The organism is Burkholderia sp. RS01 (assembly GCF_039748055.1).
Lineage (GTDB): Bacteria > Actinomycetota > Actinomycetes > Actinomycetales > Micrococcaceae > Arthrobacter.
On the sequence record NZ_JBDLAK010000008.1, the window covers coordinates 188,363 to 203,085 of the forward strand.

Below are 14,723 nucleotides of genomic sequence, written 5' to 3' on the forward strand. Positions count from 1 at the left end.
GCTTGTCGAGGCCCGGTTTCGGCAAGCTCGCCACCAGAAGCTCAACCACCAGAACCTCGACCACCGAATAGCCGAAAGGACCACTCTTGACTGATACACAGCCGCTGCGCGTCGGCATGGCCGGGTACGCGTTCATGGGCGCCGCCCACTCACACGCCTGGCGGACGGCGCCCCGCTTTTTCGACCTGCCCCTGCAGCCGCAGCTCACGGCGGTGGCCGGCAGGAACGCCGACGGCGTCCGGGCTGCCGCCGGGAAACTGGGCTGGGAGTCGGCCGAAACCGACTGGCGGCGCCTGATTGAACGCGACGACATCGACCTGGTCGACATCTGCACCCCCGGCGACACCCATGCCGAAATCGCGGTCGCCGCCCTTGAGGCCGGCAAGCACGTGCTCTGCGAAAAGCCGCTGGCCAACTCCGTGGACGAGGCGGAGCGCATGACCGCCGCAGCCGAGGCGGCCGCAAAGCGCGGGGTGTTCGCCATGTGCGGATTCAGCTACCGCCGCACGCCGGCGCTGGCACTGGCCAAGCGGATGGTGGAGGAAGGCCGGCTCGGAACCATCCGGCACGTCCGCGCCCACTACCTGCAGGACTGGCTGAGCGACGAGAACGCGCCCATGACCTGGCGGCTGGACAAGGGCAAATCCGGATCCGGCTCCCTAGGCGACATCGGTGCGCATATCACCGACACCGCCCAGTGGCTCACCGGCCAGAAGATCGCCGGTGTTTCGGCGCTGCTGGAAACGTTCGTGCCCGAGCGGCCCCTGGCCGGGAACCTCGTGGGGCTCGGCGGGCAGGGTGACGCAGGCGCTGAGGCGCCCCGCGGGGCCGTCACCGTTGACGACGCCGCGATCTTCAGTGCCCGGTTCGACGGCGGCGCTGCTTCAGCTGGCGCCGTCGGCGTCTTCGAAGCCACCAGGTACGCCCTCGGCAGGAAGAACGCGATGCGCCTGGAGCTGAACGGCACCAAGGGATCCCTCGCCTTCGATTTCGAGGACATGAACGTTCTTTCCTTCTACGAGGCCGCCGACTCCCCCGACGCCGGATTCCGCCGGATCCTCGTGACAGAACCCGAACACCCCTATGTGGGCCATTGGTGGCCTACCGGCCACGGCCTGGGCTACGAGCACGGGTTCACCCACCAGGTGGTGGACCTCGTCAACGCGCTGGCGCAACGACGGCAGCCGGAACCGACGTTCGCGGACGCCCTCCAGGTCCAGCGGGTGCTGGCCGCCGTGGAATCCAGCGCGGCACATTCCAGCCAGTGGCAGGCGGTCTAAGCGCATGAATACAGAACAGGAAAGCACCATGACCCGACCTATTACGCTGTTCACCGGCCAGTGGGCCGACCTGCCCTTTGAGGAGGTAGCCCGGCTCGCCGGCGAGTGGGGCTTTGACGGGCTGGAGATTGCCTGTTGGGGCGATCACCTCGACCCGCGCCGCGCCGCGGAGGACGATGAGTATCTCCAGGGCCGTCTGGATATCCTCGAAAAGAACAACCTGCAGGTCTTCGCCATCGCCAACCACCTGACCGGCCAGGCCGTGTGCGACGACCCGATCGACGAACGCCACCGGGACATCCTCACCCCGGAGGTCTGGGGCAACGGCGACCCGGAAGGCGTCCGTTCCCGCGCCGCGCGCTCCATGATGGACACGGCCCGGGCCGCGGCCCGGCTTGGCGTGAAGACCGTCACGGGCTTCACCGGTTCCTCGATCTGGAAGGCCGTGGCGATGTTCCCGCCGGCGTCCGAGGCCATGATCGACGCCGGGTACCGGGACTTCGCGGACCGCTGGAACCCCATCCTTGATGTGTTCGATGAGGTTGGCGTGCGCTTCGCCCTGGAGGTCCACCCCTCCGAAATCGCCTATGACTACTGGACCACCAAACGCACGCTCGAGGCCATCGGGCATCGGCCGGCCTTCGGGCTTAACTTCGATCCGTCCCACTTCATCTGGCAGGACTTGGACCCCGTGATGTTCCTGCAGGACTTCGCCAAACACATCCTGCACGTCCATGTGAAGGAATCCGTGCGCCAGCTCGACGGCCGCAACGGCCGGCTCGGTTCGCACCTGCCCTGGGCCGACCCGCGCCGCGGCTGGGACTTCGTGACGGCCGGGCACGGGGACGTGCAGTGGAACAGGATCTTCCGGACGCTGAACGCGATCGGCTACGCCGGACCCACCAGCATCGAATGGGAAGACGCCGGCATGGACCGCCTCACCGGCGCCCCGCAGGCCCTCGCCCTCGTGAGAGGCCTCGCTGCCATCGCCCCGCCCGCCGCGGCATTCGACGCCGCCTTCGCCACCCGCTGACCACACTTCCGCCGGCCACCGCCGGCGCTCATCAAAGGAACCCCATGACAGAACGCAAGACCGCCCTGGTGGTCCGTGGCGGCTGGGACGGGCACCAGCCCTTCGAAGCCACCGAACTTTTCATTCCGTACCTTAAAGACAACGGCTATGAAGTCCGCGTCGAGGAGTCGCCCAAGATTTACGCCGACGCTGCCTTCATGGCCGGCGTCGACCTGATCCTGCAGTGCATGACCATGACCACCATCGAAAAAGAGGAGTTCGCCGGCCTGCGGACCGCCGTCGAAAACGGCACGGGACTGGCCGGCTGGCACGGCGGGATCGCCGATTCCTACCGGAATAACTCCGACTACCTGCACCTGATCGGCGGCCAGTTTGCCTGCCATCCCGGCAAGCACCCGGACGAGTGCGCCGGTGAGCAGTCCGATAACTACGTGCCCTACACCGTGAACATGCTGCCCGCCGCGGCCACTCATCCCATCACCGAGGGCATCTCCGACTTCGATCTGGTCACCGAGCAGTACTGGGTGCTCTCCGACGACTACATCGACGTCCTCGCCACCACCACCCAGAAAGCCCGCGAATGGGACCCCTGGCACCGGGAAGTCACCTCACCGGCCATCTGGACGCGGCAGTGGGGCGAAGGCCGGATCTTCGTCGCAACCCCCGGCCACCGCGTCGAAATCCTCCAAGACCAGAACGTACGCACCATCATTGAAAGGGGCCTGCTGTGGGCAAGCCGTTGAAAGTAGGAATCATTGGCTGCGGCGCCATCATCGCCCAGTACCTGACCAATTTCCGCAGACTCGACCAGATCGAGTTGGTGGCCGTCGCGGACCTGGACCCCGCACGCGCCGAGGCCGTCGCCCTGGGCTACGACGGCGTCCGTGCCGTCTCCGTGGAGGACCTGCTCGCCGCGGACGACGTCGACCTGGTACTGAACCTGACCATCCCCGCCGCGCACGCCGAGGTCGCCCTGAAGGCCATTGCCGCTGGGAAGAGCGTCTACGGCGAGAAGCCGCTGGCGGCGGCCACGGCCGAGGCGCGGCAGGTGCTGGAGGCCGCCCGCGAGGCGGGCGTAGCCGTCGGCTGCGCCCCTGACACGGTGCTCGGCACCGGGATCCAGACCGCCCGCAAGGCGATCGACGACGGCCTGATCGGCGCACCGGTTTCCGCCACCGCCACCATGGTGACCCCCGGGCACGAACGGTGGCACCCGAACCCGGACTTCTACTACCAGCCCGGCGGCGGCCCGCTGCTGGACATGGGACCCTACTACGTCACCGCCCTGGTGACCCTGCTCGGCCCCGTGGTCTCGGTCATGGGTGCCGCCAGCCATACGCGCACCGCACGCACCATCGGTTCGGGGCCGCGCCAGGGCGAACGAGTCCCCGTTGACATCGACTCCCACGTCACCGGGGTCCTGGTCCATGCCTCCGGCGCGCTCTCCACGTTGTTCATGAGCTTTGACGCCGTAAACTCCAAGTCGTCCAACATCGAGATCCACGGCGAACTCGGATCGCTGGTGGTGCCGGATCCGAACCATTTCGACGGCGAAGTCCAGCTGTTTCCGCTCGGCGCCGAGGCATGGGAGACCCTGCCGGTGTCGGCCGGCTACGTTGACTCGGGCCGCGGCTTCGGCATCGCCGACCTCGCCTCAACGCCGCCGGGCGCAGAGCCGCGGGCAGGCGGGAGGCTGGCGTACCACGTCCTCGACGTCATGGAATCGGTCCTCGAATCTGCCCGCAGCGGCGCATCGGTCATCATCCAGAGCACCGCCGAGCGGCCGGACGCCGTCGAACTGACAGTGCTCGCCAACGACGCTGTGCTCTCCAACTGACCGTGCTCGCCAACCAGAAGGAACCGCAATGACCCCTGTCCGCGTCAGCGAACGAAACTGGGCCGGAAACCTCGCCTACGGCGCCGAGCACGTGGCGCATCCGGAAACCGTTGAAGAACTGCAGGAGCTCGTAGCCGGCGCCGGCAAGATCCGGGCGCTGGGCTCCCGCCACTCCTTCAACGACATCGCCGACACCGCCGGTGTCCTGGCCGCCCTGGACAGGCTGGACCCGGAAATCGCCGTGGATGCCGCCAACCGAACGGTCACCGTCAGTGGAGGGACCCTGTACGGGACCGCTGCCGCCGAACTGCAGCGCCAGGGTTTCGCCCTCCACAACCTCGCCTCGCTGCCCCACATCTCCATCGCCGGGGCCGTGGCGACCGCCACCCACGGCTCGGGGGACACCAACGGGAACCTGGCCACCGCGGTTGCCGGCCTCGAAATGGTGACGGCCGATGGCAGCCTCCTGGCCGCGCTCCGCGGCGAGACGCCGGACTTTGAGGGCATGGTGGTCGGGCTGGGGGCCCTGGGCATTGTCACCCGGCTGACCCTGGACATCGAGCCCGCGTTCGAGGTGGCCCAGACGGTTTTCGAAAAGCCCGCCTGGGACCAGGTGCTGGCAGACTTCGATGCCGTGACGTCCTCGGCCTACAGCGTCAGCCTGTTCACGGACTGGTCCGGCGCCGCGGCCGGGCAGGCGTGGCTGAAGCGGCGGACCACGGATCCGTCCGGGCCGGCTGCTGCTGATTTCTTCGGCGGAACCCCCGCGGCGGAAGCGCAGCACCCCATTCCGGGGGTAGCCGGCAGTACCTGCAGTGAGCAGCTGGGTATTCCCGGGCCCTGGTCCGACAGGCTCGCCCACTTCCGGATGGAGCACATGCCCAGCAAGGGCGATGAGCTCCAGTCCGAATACCTGGTACCCCGGGAGCACGCGGTGGACGCCATCCGGACCATGCGCTCCCTCTCTCACCTGGTGACGCCGCTCCTGCTCATTTCAGAGATCCGTACGGTGGCTGCGGACAACCTCTGGATGAGCCCGAATTACGGGCGCGACGGGATCGCCCTCCACTTCACGTGGCAGCCCGACCAGCAGCGGGTCGAAGCATTCCTGCCGGTCATAGAGGCGGCGCTGGCACCATTCCGCGCTCGCCCGCACTGGGGCAAGCTCTTCACCAGCGACGCGTCAGGCCTTGCGCCGCTGTACCCGCGCTTTGGGGACTTCGTGGCGCTGGCCACCGCCATGGATCCGGAAGAAAAGTTCCGGAACGGCTTCCTCCGCCGCACAGTGTTCAACCACCGATAGGTTCAGCAAACGGCAGCGTCCGGCAGGCGGCGGAGGTACGTCGGCGGGCCTACTTCTTGGGCAGGCCCGCCGGGTTCAGTTCGGACTTCTGCACGGCCTCGGAGGAGAGGCCCCAGCGGTCCAGGATCTTGGCGTAGCTGCCGTCGTCGATCAGGTGGTTCAGCCCGGCCTGGGCGGCGGCCGCGAAGCCGTTGCCCTTCTTGGTGGTGGCCGCGATGCTTGCCTTCAGCGGCCAGCCGCCGTCCACCAGGCCCACGAGCTTGGTCTTGGCGTCGCTGGCGGCCTTGTAGGCTGCGGTGGCGTTCGGTCCGAACGTGAGGTCCGCCCGGCCGGACTGCAGCGCCAGGTTCGAGGCGGAGTCGTCGTCGTAGTACTGGAACTCAACCGGCTTGAGCCCCTTGGCCTTGTTCTCGTCGTCCCAGCGCAGCAGGATGGCTTCCTGGTTGGTGCCCGAGCCGACGATGATCCGCTTTCCGGCCACGTCCGCGGCGGATTCGACCTTGGTCACGCCGCTGTCGTTCTTGGCGTAGAAGCCCAGCTTGTCGTCCCGGTAGCTCGCGAAGTCGAACTTGAGCTTGCGCTCCTCGGTCACCGTGACGTTGGACAGTACGGCCTCGTACTTGCCCGATTCCACGCCAAGCGGCCAGTCCGCCCAGGCGGTCGGCACGATGTCGGCCTCCAGTCCCAGCGTCTGGGCCAGCGCGACGGCGATGTCCACCTCATTGCCCACTGGCGTCTTGTTGTCGGTGGCGTACACCGCCAGCGGCGGTGCGAACGGACTGACGGCCACGGTCAGCTTGCCGTCCTTCTTGATGGCTTCCGGAACGAGGGCGGCCGCGGCCTGGTCCACGGTGACCGGGACGCGGTCCTGCTGCGGAGACAGGTTGAAGGTCTTGGCTCCGGAAGTCTTGGCTCCCGCAGAGGACGAGGAGGCTGTGGGAGCATTTCCTGCGGCCGCGGCCCCCGGATCCGAGCAGGCGGACAGCGCCAGCAGCGCAGTGGCCGCGAGAGCCAGGCCAACGCCGGGCCTGAGCGTTCCGAGGCCGGATGTGAGAGAGTTGCGGGCCATGATTTTCCCCTTGGAAGTAGCGGCTGAGGTTCTTGTGGCAGCAACTATCCGGCAGCGGAAAAACGCCGTCAAAGCACCCTGAAACGGTGGGATACACGGCGTAACGGCGGTTCATCCTGCGTCCGCCGCCGTCATGTCCCCTGTCCGGCGGCCGGCAAACGGCTCTAGGCTCGAAACTATGAACAATCACTTTACGGACGAGCGGGACGGCTACGGCAGGCTCCTGGTGGACAGGGAAGTGTGGCGGCAGGCCACCACGCTTGCCGCCGCGGGCGAGCTGACCGCACGGTGGCTGGAAGGCAAGAGCCAGTACCAGGCGGGAACCCTCGCCCCAAGCTTCGACGCCGAAACCGGACCCATCGCCGGGCAGCTCGCCGAGATCAACCGCAGCGGGCTCTTCACGAAGGAATCCCAGCCGGGCCTGCCACCCGGGGCGAGTCACGCCCAGCGGCAGTACGTGACGGGCTTCTGCTCTGCCGAGTCGGCACGGCTTCTCCTGCAGCTCTCGACGCAGACCGAGATCGTCGCCGTCGCCCACGCCCCCGGAGAGATGAGCAGCGCGTCCATTCCGGTGACGATCGACGGCGACGAGGTGGTCACCGTCCTCGGGACCAGCGAAAGCCCCATCGAATCCGAACAGATCCGGGACTGGGCCGACGAAAGCAACGAGACGCTTGCCCTGGTCCTTGCCGACTCCTGGTACCTCGAGCTGCTCGATCCCGTGTGGGGGCGGAACGACCGCCTCCTGCCTGCCGTACTGGGCGCACTGGCGTCCGCGCCTGACGCTTTTTAACGGTTTGCGACTCAAGATGAACGTTCGCGACGCCCGGTGAATCCCTGCTACGGCGGCCGTTGTGGGCGGCCTGAGGCTCTACGTAACCTCAGTCCAACACCCCCAACACAGCCCCGAAGGAAACACCATGTCGACCTCACAGGACAACCCGGGATCCACCCGCATCGCAGCGGGTGAGACCCGCAGCCCGAAGTACTCCCGCCGGCTCAAGATCGGCATCGCCGCCGGCGTGCTGGCCGTTCTCGGCGCCGGCGCCGCCGTGGCGTCCACGGCCGCCCAAAACACGCAACCGGCAGCAGCCAACCCCGCCGCCGCCACGAGCCCGGCCGCGGAGCTGAAGCTGGGCTACTTCGGGAACATCACCCACGCCGCCGCTTTGGTGGGCGTGAAGCAGGGCTTCATTAAGGAGAACCTGGGCGGCACCAAGCTTTCCACCCAGGTGTTCAACGCCGGCCCCGCGGCGATCGAGGCGCTGAACGCCGGAGCGATCGATGCGACCTACATCGGCCCGAACCCGGCCATCAACTCCTTCGTCAAGAGCAAGGGCGAGTCCATCAGCATCATCGCCGGCGCCGCCTCGGGCGGGGCGCAGCTGGTGGTCAAGCCCGGGATCAAGACCGCGGCGGATCTGAAGGGCAAGACCCTGGCCTCGCCGCAGCTGGGCGGCACCCAGGACGTGGCGCTGCGCGCCTGGCTGGGCAAGCAGGGCTACAAGACCAACACCGACGGCGGCGGAGACGTGGCGATCAACCCCACCGAGAACGCCCAGACGCTGAAACTGTTCCAGGACGGCAAGCTCGACGGCGCGTGGCTGCCCGAGCCCTGGGCCTCCCGCCTGGTGCTCCAGGCCGGCGCGAAGGTCCTGGTGGATGAGAAGGACCTGTGGGACGGTTCGCTGACCGGGAAGCCGGGCGCGTTCCCCACCACCGTCCTGATCGTGAACAAGAAGTTCGCCGCCGAGCACCCGCAGACCGTGGAAGGACTGCTCAAGGGGCACGTCGAAGCGGTGAAGTGGCTCAACGACACCCCGGCCGCGCAGAAGGCCACCGACGTCAACGCCGCACTCAAGGAAGCCGCCGGGAAGGCGCTGCCGCAGGACGTCATCGACCGCTCGCTGCAGAACATCGTGTTCACCGTTGACCCGCTCGCCGGCGCCTTCACCAAGCTCCTGCAGGACGGCGTGGACGCCGGCACCACCAAAAAGGCCGACATCAACGGCATCTTCGACCTCACCACGCTGAACACGGTCACCGGGCAGAAGACATCCGCGGCCGGGCTCGGCAAGGAATAATCCGGCACGGCTGGTCCGGCACACTCAACAACCCACCAAACAGCAAAGGTCCGGCGGGATGAACTGGTCCCCGAAAGTTGGACTCTCAAATTTGTGAGGTCTCCACTTTAGCGGCCAGCGACCGGCTCTTCTGAGAAGGCTCCGTCCCCACGTGGGACGGAGCCTTCTTCGCGTGGCGGTAATGCCCGTCGTCAACGGGTGCTGTCGGCGGGCGTGTTGGCTGGCATATGCCTCTCTATGTGCTCAGGTCGACACGGTCCGCACCGGGTTGGCCTCACGCTGCAGCGTCGGCGATATCCAGACTTTTCATCTGCACGCCCGCGCTGTTGGTCCTCATCTTGGCGAGCAACCGGCCGGCGATCGGCAGCCGGGCGAGGCGGATCATCGCGGACCGAAGCAGCAACTCGGCGCGGTTGCCTGGGGTGAAGAAGCTGCGCATGTTCACACCGCTGCCGAGGTGGTGGGCGACGAACGGGCGCAGGTGGTCCTCCCAGTCCTGCAGCGCTCGTGGCACGTCGTGCGGGTGGCGTTCGAGCATGGTGCCGAGCAGGTCGGCCCCGGCCAGGCCGGTGGATGCCCCCATGCCGGAGTAAACGGTCAGGCACCACGCGGCATCGCCAACGAGGACGACTCGGCCACGGTGCCAATGGTCGAGGTGAACCTGCTCGGCGGAGTCGAACAGGTGGTCCGGGGCCTTCTCGAACTGATCGAGCAGCCAACCGAGCGTGGAGCCGGTGGGCTCGGGGCCGTAGGCGGCGCGCAGCGAGTCGATGGCCGGCCGGGTGAACTCGGCGTCCACGTCGTCGGTTCGGTAGGAGAGCAGCACCGTCGGCGGGCGGTCAGCGAACGGGAACACCCAGGCTGATCGGCCCTCCTCGGCCAGGATGAGCCCGTCCTGCGGGCGGTAGCCAGGTACCGCCCCGGGCAGGCTGTACGCGGCGATCATGTAGTTCATTGGACGGGTTGGGCTCTGCTCGGGTTCGAACGCAAGCCGGCGCACTGTTGAGCGCAGTCCGTCTGCCCCGACCACCAGGTCGAACCGTTCGACGGTGGCCGTCTCCGTCGTCAGGTCTCGGATTTCTACGTCCACCCCGTCGAGGTACTGCTCCAGCGCGATCGGCACGGTCGAGTACCGGATCTCCACTTCGTCGGGCAGGGCGTTGAAGGCTGCGTCTTCGATGTCGCCCCGCAAGACGAGGCGAGACCCGCCAAACACTTCGGCGTAGCTTAGACCGGGCCGGCGCCGGCCCGTGCGGTCGACTTCGTAGCTCAAGGCTTCCGGAGCGACGCGATTCGGTACGGCATCGGCGATGCCCAGTCGTTCGGCGGCGGCGACCCCGGTCCCGAACAGGGCGATGAAGTATCCGCCGCGGCGCCGCTCGGGGGCCTTCTCCAGCACTACCACGTCCCAGCCCGCGCGATGCAGTCGCAGCGCGGAGGCGGTCCCGCTGATCCCGAGGCCGACCACCAGGGCCCGCTGTCGCAATGTCATGTTCTTGTCCATGGGATTGGGCGCGTCGAACGTGTCTTCAGCAGCAATCATGGGATCTCGTACCTTTCGGGAGTGGTGGTTTCGACGCCGGCGCGTTCAGACATGGGGTGTCGGACTCGGTCCAGCCGCGTGCAGGGCCGCGTCGGTGTCCGCTATGGCCAGCATCCTGTTGATGTCGGCCCCGGCCAGTGCGCCGGCCGCTGCGGAGGCCCCGACCTGGGCGGTCAGATCAGTGGCGTTGCCGGCCACCCACACCCCTGGCACGTCGGTGATGCCGGCCGTGCCGGAGGCGAAACTGCGGCCCTTGTTCGGCAGGTCCTGCACGGGCAGGTGTAGACCTTCCAGGCCCTGGGCGCGGATCTGCAGTTGCGCAAGGACCGCGAGGATGCGGCGGGCCACAACCTGACCGTCGGCCAGGCGCACCCCGGCGAGAGCGCCCTCCTCGCCGTTGACGACCTCGGTGACCGGGGTGTCGATGACACGGATGCCGCGGGCGGCGAAGCGGGCGCGGTTGTCCTCGTCCAGCTCGGTGCCGTCCGTGAAGTAGGTCAGGTCCTCGGTCAGCTGACGGTACAGATACGCGTGGGCGATGGAGACCGGACCGGTGGCGAGGATACCGATGGGTTCGTCGCGGACCTCCCAGCCGTGGCAGTAAGGGCAGTGCACCACGCTGTGCCCCCAGTGCTCGGCGAGACCGGGCACGTCCGGCAGAACGTCGGTGAGGCCGGTGGCCACGAGGATGCGGCGGGCGGTGATGCTGCGGCCGGCGGCGAGGGTGATGGTGAACCGCAAATCCCCGTCAGCTGAGGGGGCGGCAGGCTCAGCCGTGACTACCTCGCCGAGGACGATGCGTCCGCCGTAGTGGCGCACGTGCTCCCGTCCTCGTCGAAGGATCTCGGACGGCGGAGTGCCGTCTAGGGCGAGGAGGCCGTGCACGGCTTCCGCTGGCGCGTTGCGGGGGTAGCCGCTGTCGATCACGACGACCGAGCGGCGGGAACGGGCGAGGATCAGAGCGCCGTTCAGTCCTGCGGCGCCGCCTCCGATCACCACCGTGTCGATAGTGCCTTCGGCCAGTTCGTCGCTCGTGAATGGAGGAGTCGTCTCAGTCATGGTTTGGTCAGCCTTTCGGGTTCTGGACGGCCATTGGGTTGGTTTCGCCGCGAGGGTCAGGTGAGCCACTCGCCACCCATGTCGCGATCCGTTCCGCGATCGCTTCGGGGGCTTCGATGTGCAGGAAGTGGCCGAGGTTGGGGACGATCGCGCGCACATGCGGAGCGGCGTATCGATGCCGGTCGTCGACGTTCGGGGGGAGGATGCAGTCGTCGTCTGCGCCGTGGATGTGCAGCAGGGGCACCGTGATGGGGTGGGAGAGTCGGCGTGCAGCCTTCAGCATGCCCAGGCGAGTCATCGCCCGGTAGTACTTGAGGGGCGCGGGAAAGCTCGCTCCGAGGTGCTCGTGTAGCTCCACTTGGAGAGCCGGGTCGAGCGTCAGGCTTGGTGACCATTGACGCCAGAGGCGGTCGATGAGGGCGAAGTCGCGGGCTCGGGCGATCATGCCGCTTCCGGGAAGCTGGAAGAAGGCCATGTACCAGCTCCGGCGGAGCTGGGCGGGGCGAGGCCGGCCGATGAATGTGAGGGGGTGGGGGATAGCGAGCGTGACTGCGCGTTTGATGCGCTCCGGCGCGGTGACGGTGGCGTCGTACGTGATGAAGGCGCCCCAGTCGTGGCCAATGAGGTCCACCTGGCGCCGGGGAGACCACTGGTCGATCAGTGCGACCACGTCGCCGGTCAAGGATGCGAAATCGAATGGACCCGCGGTCGGGGACGGGGCGTAACCGCGAAGCCAGGGCGCGAGGACGTAGCGACCCTGGCGGCCGAGTTCGGCGAGGAACGCCTTCGCCGTCGGCGGGTGGTCCGGGAACCCGTGCAGGAAGATCGTCGGTTGACCTGTGGGGTCACCGCCCTGCAGAGCGTGAAAAGTGCCATGCGGCAAGTCGAAAGTGACGTGTTCGAAGTCCATATGTGTTGCGCCTGTTTCGAGGTTGGGCGGACGAGAGATGCTGGTGCTGGCTTCGGTGTCAGCCGGCCAGTTGGTTGAGCTTCCGGATCTGTTTGTCGAAGGCGCGCGAGGGCACGAACCGGCGCAGGACGCTCACGCGTCCGGCCATCGAACCGGCGGTGTACCTGGGTGCGGGCTTGGAATCGGTGGAGGCCGCGACGATCACCTTTGCGACAACGTCAGGGTCGTCGGCGGTACGTAAAGCGGTGGCCAGTACGTCTCGGGAGATCTTCCGCTGTGCTGCGTAGACCGGCAGGGGTGAGTCCGGTGCAAGGCTGCTCGCCTCGAAACTCGTGCTTGTAAAGGCCGGCTCGACCAGCAGCACCCGGACGCCGTGTTCGCGAAGCTCGTGGTCGATGGACTCCGAGTAGCCCTCGACTGCGTGTTTGGTGGCGGCGTAGCTGGCCATGAAGGGGGCTGGGATCAGACCGAGTACCGAGGAGACGTTGACCACACGGCCACTGCCCTGGGCGCGCATGTGGGGCAGCACTGCCTTTGTCATCCGCATCAAGCCGAAGACGTTGATGTCGAAGACCTCCTTGGTCTGATTGATCGAGCTTTCCTCTCCGGCACCGACTGCGCCCACGCCTGCGTTGTTGACCAGGACGTCGATCCGACCAAACCGCTCGATCACCTCCTCTACCAGGGAATGGACCGATTCGTCGCTGGCTACATCGAGATCGAGGAACGACACCCCGGCAATCGGGCTGGCGTTCGCGGCGTTGCGGCTCGTACCGACCACCGCGAAGCCGGCGTCCACGAAGGCTCGCGCTGCCGCCCGTCCGATCCCAGAGGAAGCGCCCGTCACGAGGGCTACCGGGGAAGCTGTCTGCATGTTGATTCCTTCGTCTATAGGCGTGACTTCGCCTCGCCAGATGTGGGGGGAGACGTTTGTGTACTGAACAGTCAATAACGCTAGAGGGTTCTGTACTGATTTGTCAATAACGACCGTTTGGTTCTACCTTGTATGTATGGCGAGACCACGAACCTTCGACCGCGACCACGTTCTCCATGCCGCCGAGCGGCAATTTCGTGAGTCGGGCTACAACGGCACGAGCGTCGACGACATCAGCGCAGCCACGGGCCTGGGCCGTGGCAGTCTCTATGCCGCTTTCGACGGTAAACACGGTGTGCTGGTGCAAGCGATGGCCGGATACTTCGACCGGCTGGGAAACGTTGCGCCGAAGGTGCTTGCCGGCCCGGACGAGGGCGCACTCGAACGCCTCCACGGCTATCTGCTCCGCGCCGTCCACGGGGTGCCTCTTGCCGACGATGTGTCCCCAGCTTCCGACCGGGCGGCGGCTGCTTGCTTCGCGGGCAAGATGGCTCTGGAGATCGGCGCCTCCGACGCCGAGGTGCAGCGCCTTGCTGCCGAGTGTTTCGCTGTGCTCGTGATGGCGGTGGCCGAGTGTGTGCGCGCGGCGCAGCGCAACGGAGACATCGACCCGGACGCGGATGCTGAAGATCTTGCATACCTCTTGCTGACCGTTATCCGCGGGACCGACGTCGTCGGTGCGTACGGCCACGGTCCTGCCCGCTTGACCCAGATTGCCGAGAGCGCGTTCGCGTTGCTGCCACGCGTGAGCCGCCGCTGAGGAGGGCGCAGCTGAGCGGCTGAACGCAACCCGGCGTTATACCAGCGGATGTATTCGTGCAGCGCTGCTGCCAGTGCCTCCGTGCCGAGGATTTGGACACGGCGGAAGAGCTCTTCCCTGAGGTGTCCAAGGAAGTTCTCTACGACGGTTTGTGAGATCTTCACTTTAGGGGGCAGTGGATCGGCTCTTCACGGAAAGGCTCCGTCCCCAGACACACCGGAATGAGGCGACATGCTCTAGGCCACCAGGGCCTTAACGCGGTATTGAACGGGGCTTAGGCCGTTGAGCTTGGTGGAGATTCTTTCGGTGTTGTACCAGTGGATGTAGTCGTGCAGCGCGGCCGTCAGTGCGTCGGCGTTGAGGAATCGGACGCGGTTGAAGAGCTCTTCTTTGAGGTGCCCGAAGAAGTTCTCTATGACGGCGTTGTCGTAGCATTATCCGGCTAATGGCCCAGGAGTGCGGGGATTGGCCGGTTAAGGATTTAGTTGTTTCGGGAGGTCAGTTTCCGGAGTTGTTCTTCGTGGCGCCGCACGCTGGTGGCGAGGGTGTCGAGTGCGGCGCGGAGGGTGGCGATCTCGTCGGTGGGGGCGGTGAGGGTGCCGCTGGCGGCGGTGCGGTGACGGTTCTCCTCGATGACACGCCGGAGCATGGCGTCCCGGTAGAGAGTGGTGCGGCCCACGCCGGTATGGGCGGCAACGGCGGTGAAGGTGACTGCCTGTCCGTTCCGGAGGAGCTCGGCGCAGGCGCGCTCGACGCGGTTGAGGGTGTTCGTGTTGGTCATCCTGCGGTGGCCTCGTTGATCAGTCTGTCGAGTCGTGTGATGAGCTGTTTGTGTCGTTCGGCTTCGGCGATCCAGCCTTGTTGTTCGGCGTCGCGGGCGAGTGCATCGGCATCAACGCGTTGTGCGGCAAGGATCGGCAGTGAACTGGGCTCGGCGTGGAAGCTGGGGCAGTGCTCACAAATATTTGCGT

At 66.8% G+C, this 14,723-nt stretch carries 15 protein-coding genes and 1 pseudogene; 8 read left to right on the plus strand and 8 right to left on the minus strand.

The window, feature by feature from the left end; genetic code table 11:
* Positions 1 to 86: 86 nt before the first annotated feature.
* The 5 genes from ABFP37_RS09935 to ABFP37_RS09955 are packed head-to-tail and all read left to right on the plus strand — an operon-like array spanning position 87 to position 5,453.
* Positions 87 to 1,280, plus strand: a complete 1,194-nt coding sequence (locus ABFP37_RS09935; RefSeq protein WP_347033439.1) for a Gfo/Idh/MocA family oxidoreductase — start codon at positions 87 to 89, stop codon at positions 1,278 to 1,280.
* Positions 1,281 to 1,308: 28 nt separating this feature from the next.
* Positions 1,309 to 2,313 (plus strand): sugar phosphate isomerase/epimerase family protein, encoded by a 1,005-nt coding sequence (locus tag ABFP37_RS09940; RefSeq protein ID WP_078027504.1) that lies wholly within the window; start codon positions 1,309 to 1,311, stop codon positions 2,311 to 2,313.
* Positions 2,314 to 2,357: 44 nt separating this feature from the next.
* On the plus strand, positions 2,358 to 3,056 hold the full coding sequence (locus ABFP37_RS09945; RefSeq protein WP_078027505.1) for a ThuA domain-containing protein: 699 nt from the start codon (positions 2,358 to 2,360) through the stop codon (positions 3,054 to 3,056).
* On the plus strand, positions 3,041 to 4,150 hold the full coding sequence (locus ABFP37_RS09950; RefSeq protein WP_347033440.1) for a Gfo/Idh/MocA family oxidoreductase: 1,110 nt from the start codon (positions 3,041 to 3,043) through the stop codon (positions 4,148 to 4,150). Before ABFP37_RS09945 ends, ABFP37_RS09950 begins: the two co-directional genes overlap by 16 nt.
* 28 nt (positions 4,151 to 4,178) lie before the next feature.
* Complete coding sequence (locus ABFP37_RS09955; protein WP_347033441.1) at positions 4,179 to 5,453, plus strand: FAD-binding protein; 1,275 nt, start codon at positions 4,179 to 4,181, stop codon at positions 5,451 to 5,453.
* A 49-nt stretch (positions 5,454 to 5,502) separates the two neighbouring features.
* Here the strand turns inward: ABFP37_RS09955 and ABFP37_RS09960 are convergent, their stop codons facing one another.
* Positions 5,503 to 6,522: an ABC transporter substrate-binding protein gene (locus ABFP37_RS09960; protein ID WP_347033442.1), complete on the minus strand. Its 1,020-nt coding sequence runs from the start codon at positions 6,520 to 6,522 to the stop codon at positions 5,503 to 5,505.
* Between the two features lie 178 nt (positions 6,523 to 6,700).
* On the opposite strand from ABFP37_RS09960, the gene ABFP37_RS09965 reads away from it, so the two are divergent.
* Both ABFP37_RS09965 and ABFP37_RS09970 read left to right on the plus strand, forming a co-directional pair.
* Positions 6,701 to 7,315, plus strand: a complete 615-nt coding sequence (locus tag ABFP37_RS09965; RefSeq protein ID WP_347033443.1) for a hypothetical protein — start codon at positions 6,701 to 6,703, stop codon at positions 7,313 to 7,315.
* Between the two features lie 127 nt (positions 7,316 to 7,442).
* Positions 7,443 to 8,606: an ABC transporter substrate-binding protein gene (locus ABFP37_RS09970; RefSeq protein ID WP_347033444.1), complete on the plus strand. Its 1,164-nt coding sequence runs from the start codon at positions 7,443 to 7,445 to the stop codon at positions 8,604 to 8,606.
* Positions 8,607 to 8,880: 274 nt separating this feature from the next.
* Here ABFP37_RS09970 and ABFP37_RS09975 read toward each other — a convergent pair whose 3' ends face one another.
* From ABFP37_RS09975 to ABFP37_RS09990, 4 genes are read right to left on the minus strand one after another with little or no spacing between them, the layout of a single operon-like run.
* The gene (locus ABFP37_RS09975; protein ID WP_347033445.1) at positions 8,881 to 10,149 is read right to left on the minus strand and encodes an FAD-dependent monooxygenase; all 1,269 of its coding nucleotides are present in this window, start codon (positions 10,147 to 10,149) and stop codon (positions 8,881 to 8,883) included.
* Between the two features lie 45 nt (positions 10,150 to 10,194).
* Positions 10,195 to 11,208, minus strand: a complete 1,014-nt coding sequence (locus ABFP37_RS09980; RefSeq protein ID WP_347033446.1) for an NAD(P)/FAD-dependent oxidoreductase — start codon at positions 11,206 to 11,208, stop codon at positions 10,195 to 10,197.
* Between the two features lie 7 nt (positions 11,209 to 11,215).
* Complete coding sequence (locus ABFP37_RS09985; RefSeq protein ID WP_307048928.1) at positions 11,216 to 12,118, minus strand: alpha/beta hydrolase; 903 nt, start codon at positions 12,116 to 12,118, stop codon at positions 11,216 to 11,218.
* 58 nt (positions 12,119 to 12,176) lie between these two features.
* The gene (locus tag ABFP37_RS09990) at positions 12,177 to 12,992 is read right to left on the minus strand and encodes an oxidoreductase (protein ID WP_307048930.1); all 816 of its coding nucleotides are present in this window, start codon (positions 12,990 to 12,992) and stop codon (positions 12,177 to 12,179) included.
* Between the two features lie 136 nt (positions 12,993 to 13,128).
* On the opposite strand from ABFP37_RS09990, the gene ABFP37_RS09995 reads away from it, so the two are divergent.
* On the plus strand, positions 13,129 to 13,752 hold the full coding sequence (locus tag ABFP37_RS09995) for a TetR/AcrR family transcriptional regulator (RefSeq protein ID WP_309980536.1): 624 nt from the start codon (positions 13,129 to 13,131) through the stop codon (positions 13,750 to 13,752).
* A 236-nt stretch (positions 13,753 to 13,988) separates the two neighbouring features.
* Here ABFP37_RS09995 and ABFP37_RS10000 read toward each other — a convergent pair.
* From ABFP37_RS10000 to ABFP37_RS10010, 3 genes and pseudogenes are all read right to left on the minus strand, one after another.
* Positions 13,989 to 14,186, minus strand: a pseudogene (locus ABFP37_RS10000) (IS3 family transposase); the annotation flags it as partial.
* Positions 14,187 to 14,233: 47 nt separating this feature from the next.
* Entirely contained in the window at positions 14,234 to 14,533 is a 300-nt protein-coding gene (locus ABFP37_RS10005; protein WP_347033447.1) for a DUF6262 family protein, read from the minus strand.
* Positions 14,530 to 14,723 (minus strand): hypothetical protein (locus tag ABFP37_RS10010; protein WP_347033448.1); only part of this gene is annotated, 194 nt, incomplete at its 5' end. The genes ABFP37_RS10005 and ABFP37_RS10010, both read right to left, overlap by 4 nt.

What these genes read in the sequence shown, in the direction of transcription:
- ABFP37_RS09940 (WP_078027504.1), top strand. Translation starts at nt 1,309, where the DNA reads ATGACCCGACCTATTACGCTGTTCACCGGCCAGTGGGCCGACCTGCCC.
- ABFP37_RS09945 (WP_078027505.1), top strand. Translation starts at nt 2,358, where the DNA reads ATGACAGAACGCAAGACCGCCCTGGTGGTCCGTGGCGGCTGGGACGGG.
- ABFP37_RS09955 (WP_347033441.1), top strand. Translation starts at nt 4,179, where the DNA reads ATGACCCCTGTCCGCGTCAGCGAACGAAACTGGGCCGGAAACCTCGCC.
- ABFP37_RS09960 (WP_347033442.1), bottom strand. Translation starts at nt 6,522, where the DNA reads ATGGCCCGCAACTCTCTCACATCCGGCCTCGGAACGCTCAGGCCCGGC.
- ABFP37_RS09965 (WP_347033443.1), top strand. Translation starts at nt 6,701, where the DNA reads ATGAACAATCACTTTACGGACGAGCGGGACGGCTACGGCAGGCTCCTG.
- ABFP37_RS09970 (WP_347033444.1), top strand. Translation starts at nt 7,443, where the DNA reads ATGTCGACCTCACAGGACAACCCGGGATCCACCCGCATCGCAGCGGGT.
- ABFP37_RS09975 (WP_347033445.1), bottom strand. Translation starts at nt 10,149, where the DNA reads ATGATTGCTGCTGAAGACACGTTCGACGCGCCCAATCCCATGGACAAG.
- ABFP37_RS09980 (WP_347033446.1), bottom strand. Translation starts at nt 11,208, where the DNA reads ATGACTGAGACGACTCCTCCATTCACGAGCGACGAACTGGCCGAAGGC.
- ABFP37_RS09985 (WP_307048928.1), bottom strand. Translation starts at nt 12,118, where the DNA reads ATGGACTTCGAACACGTCACTTTCGACTTGCCGCATGGCACTTTTCAC.
- ABFP37_RS09990 (WP_307048930.1), bottom strand. Translation starts at nt 12,992, where the DNA reads ATGCAGACAGCTTCCCCGGTAGCCCTCGTGACGGGCGCTTCCTCTGGG.
- ABFP37_RS09995 (WP_309980536.1), top strand. Translation starts at nt 13,129, where the DNA reads ATGGCGAGACCACGAACCTTCGACCGCGACCACGTTCTCCATGCCGCC.
- ABFP37_RS10005 (WP_347033447.1), bottom strand. Translation starts at nt 14,533, where the DNA reads ATGACCAACACGAACACCCTCAACCGCGTCGAGCGCGCCTGCGCCGAG.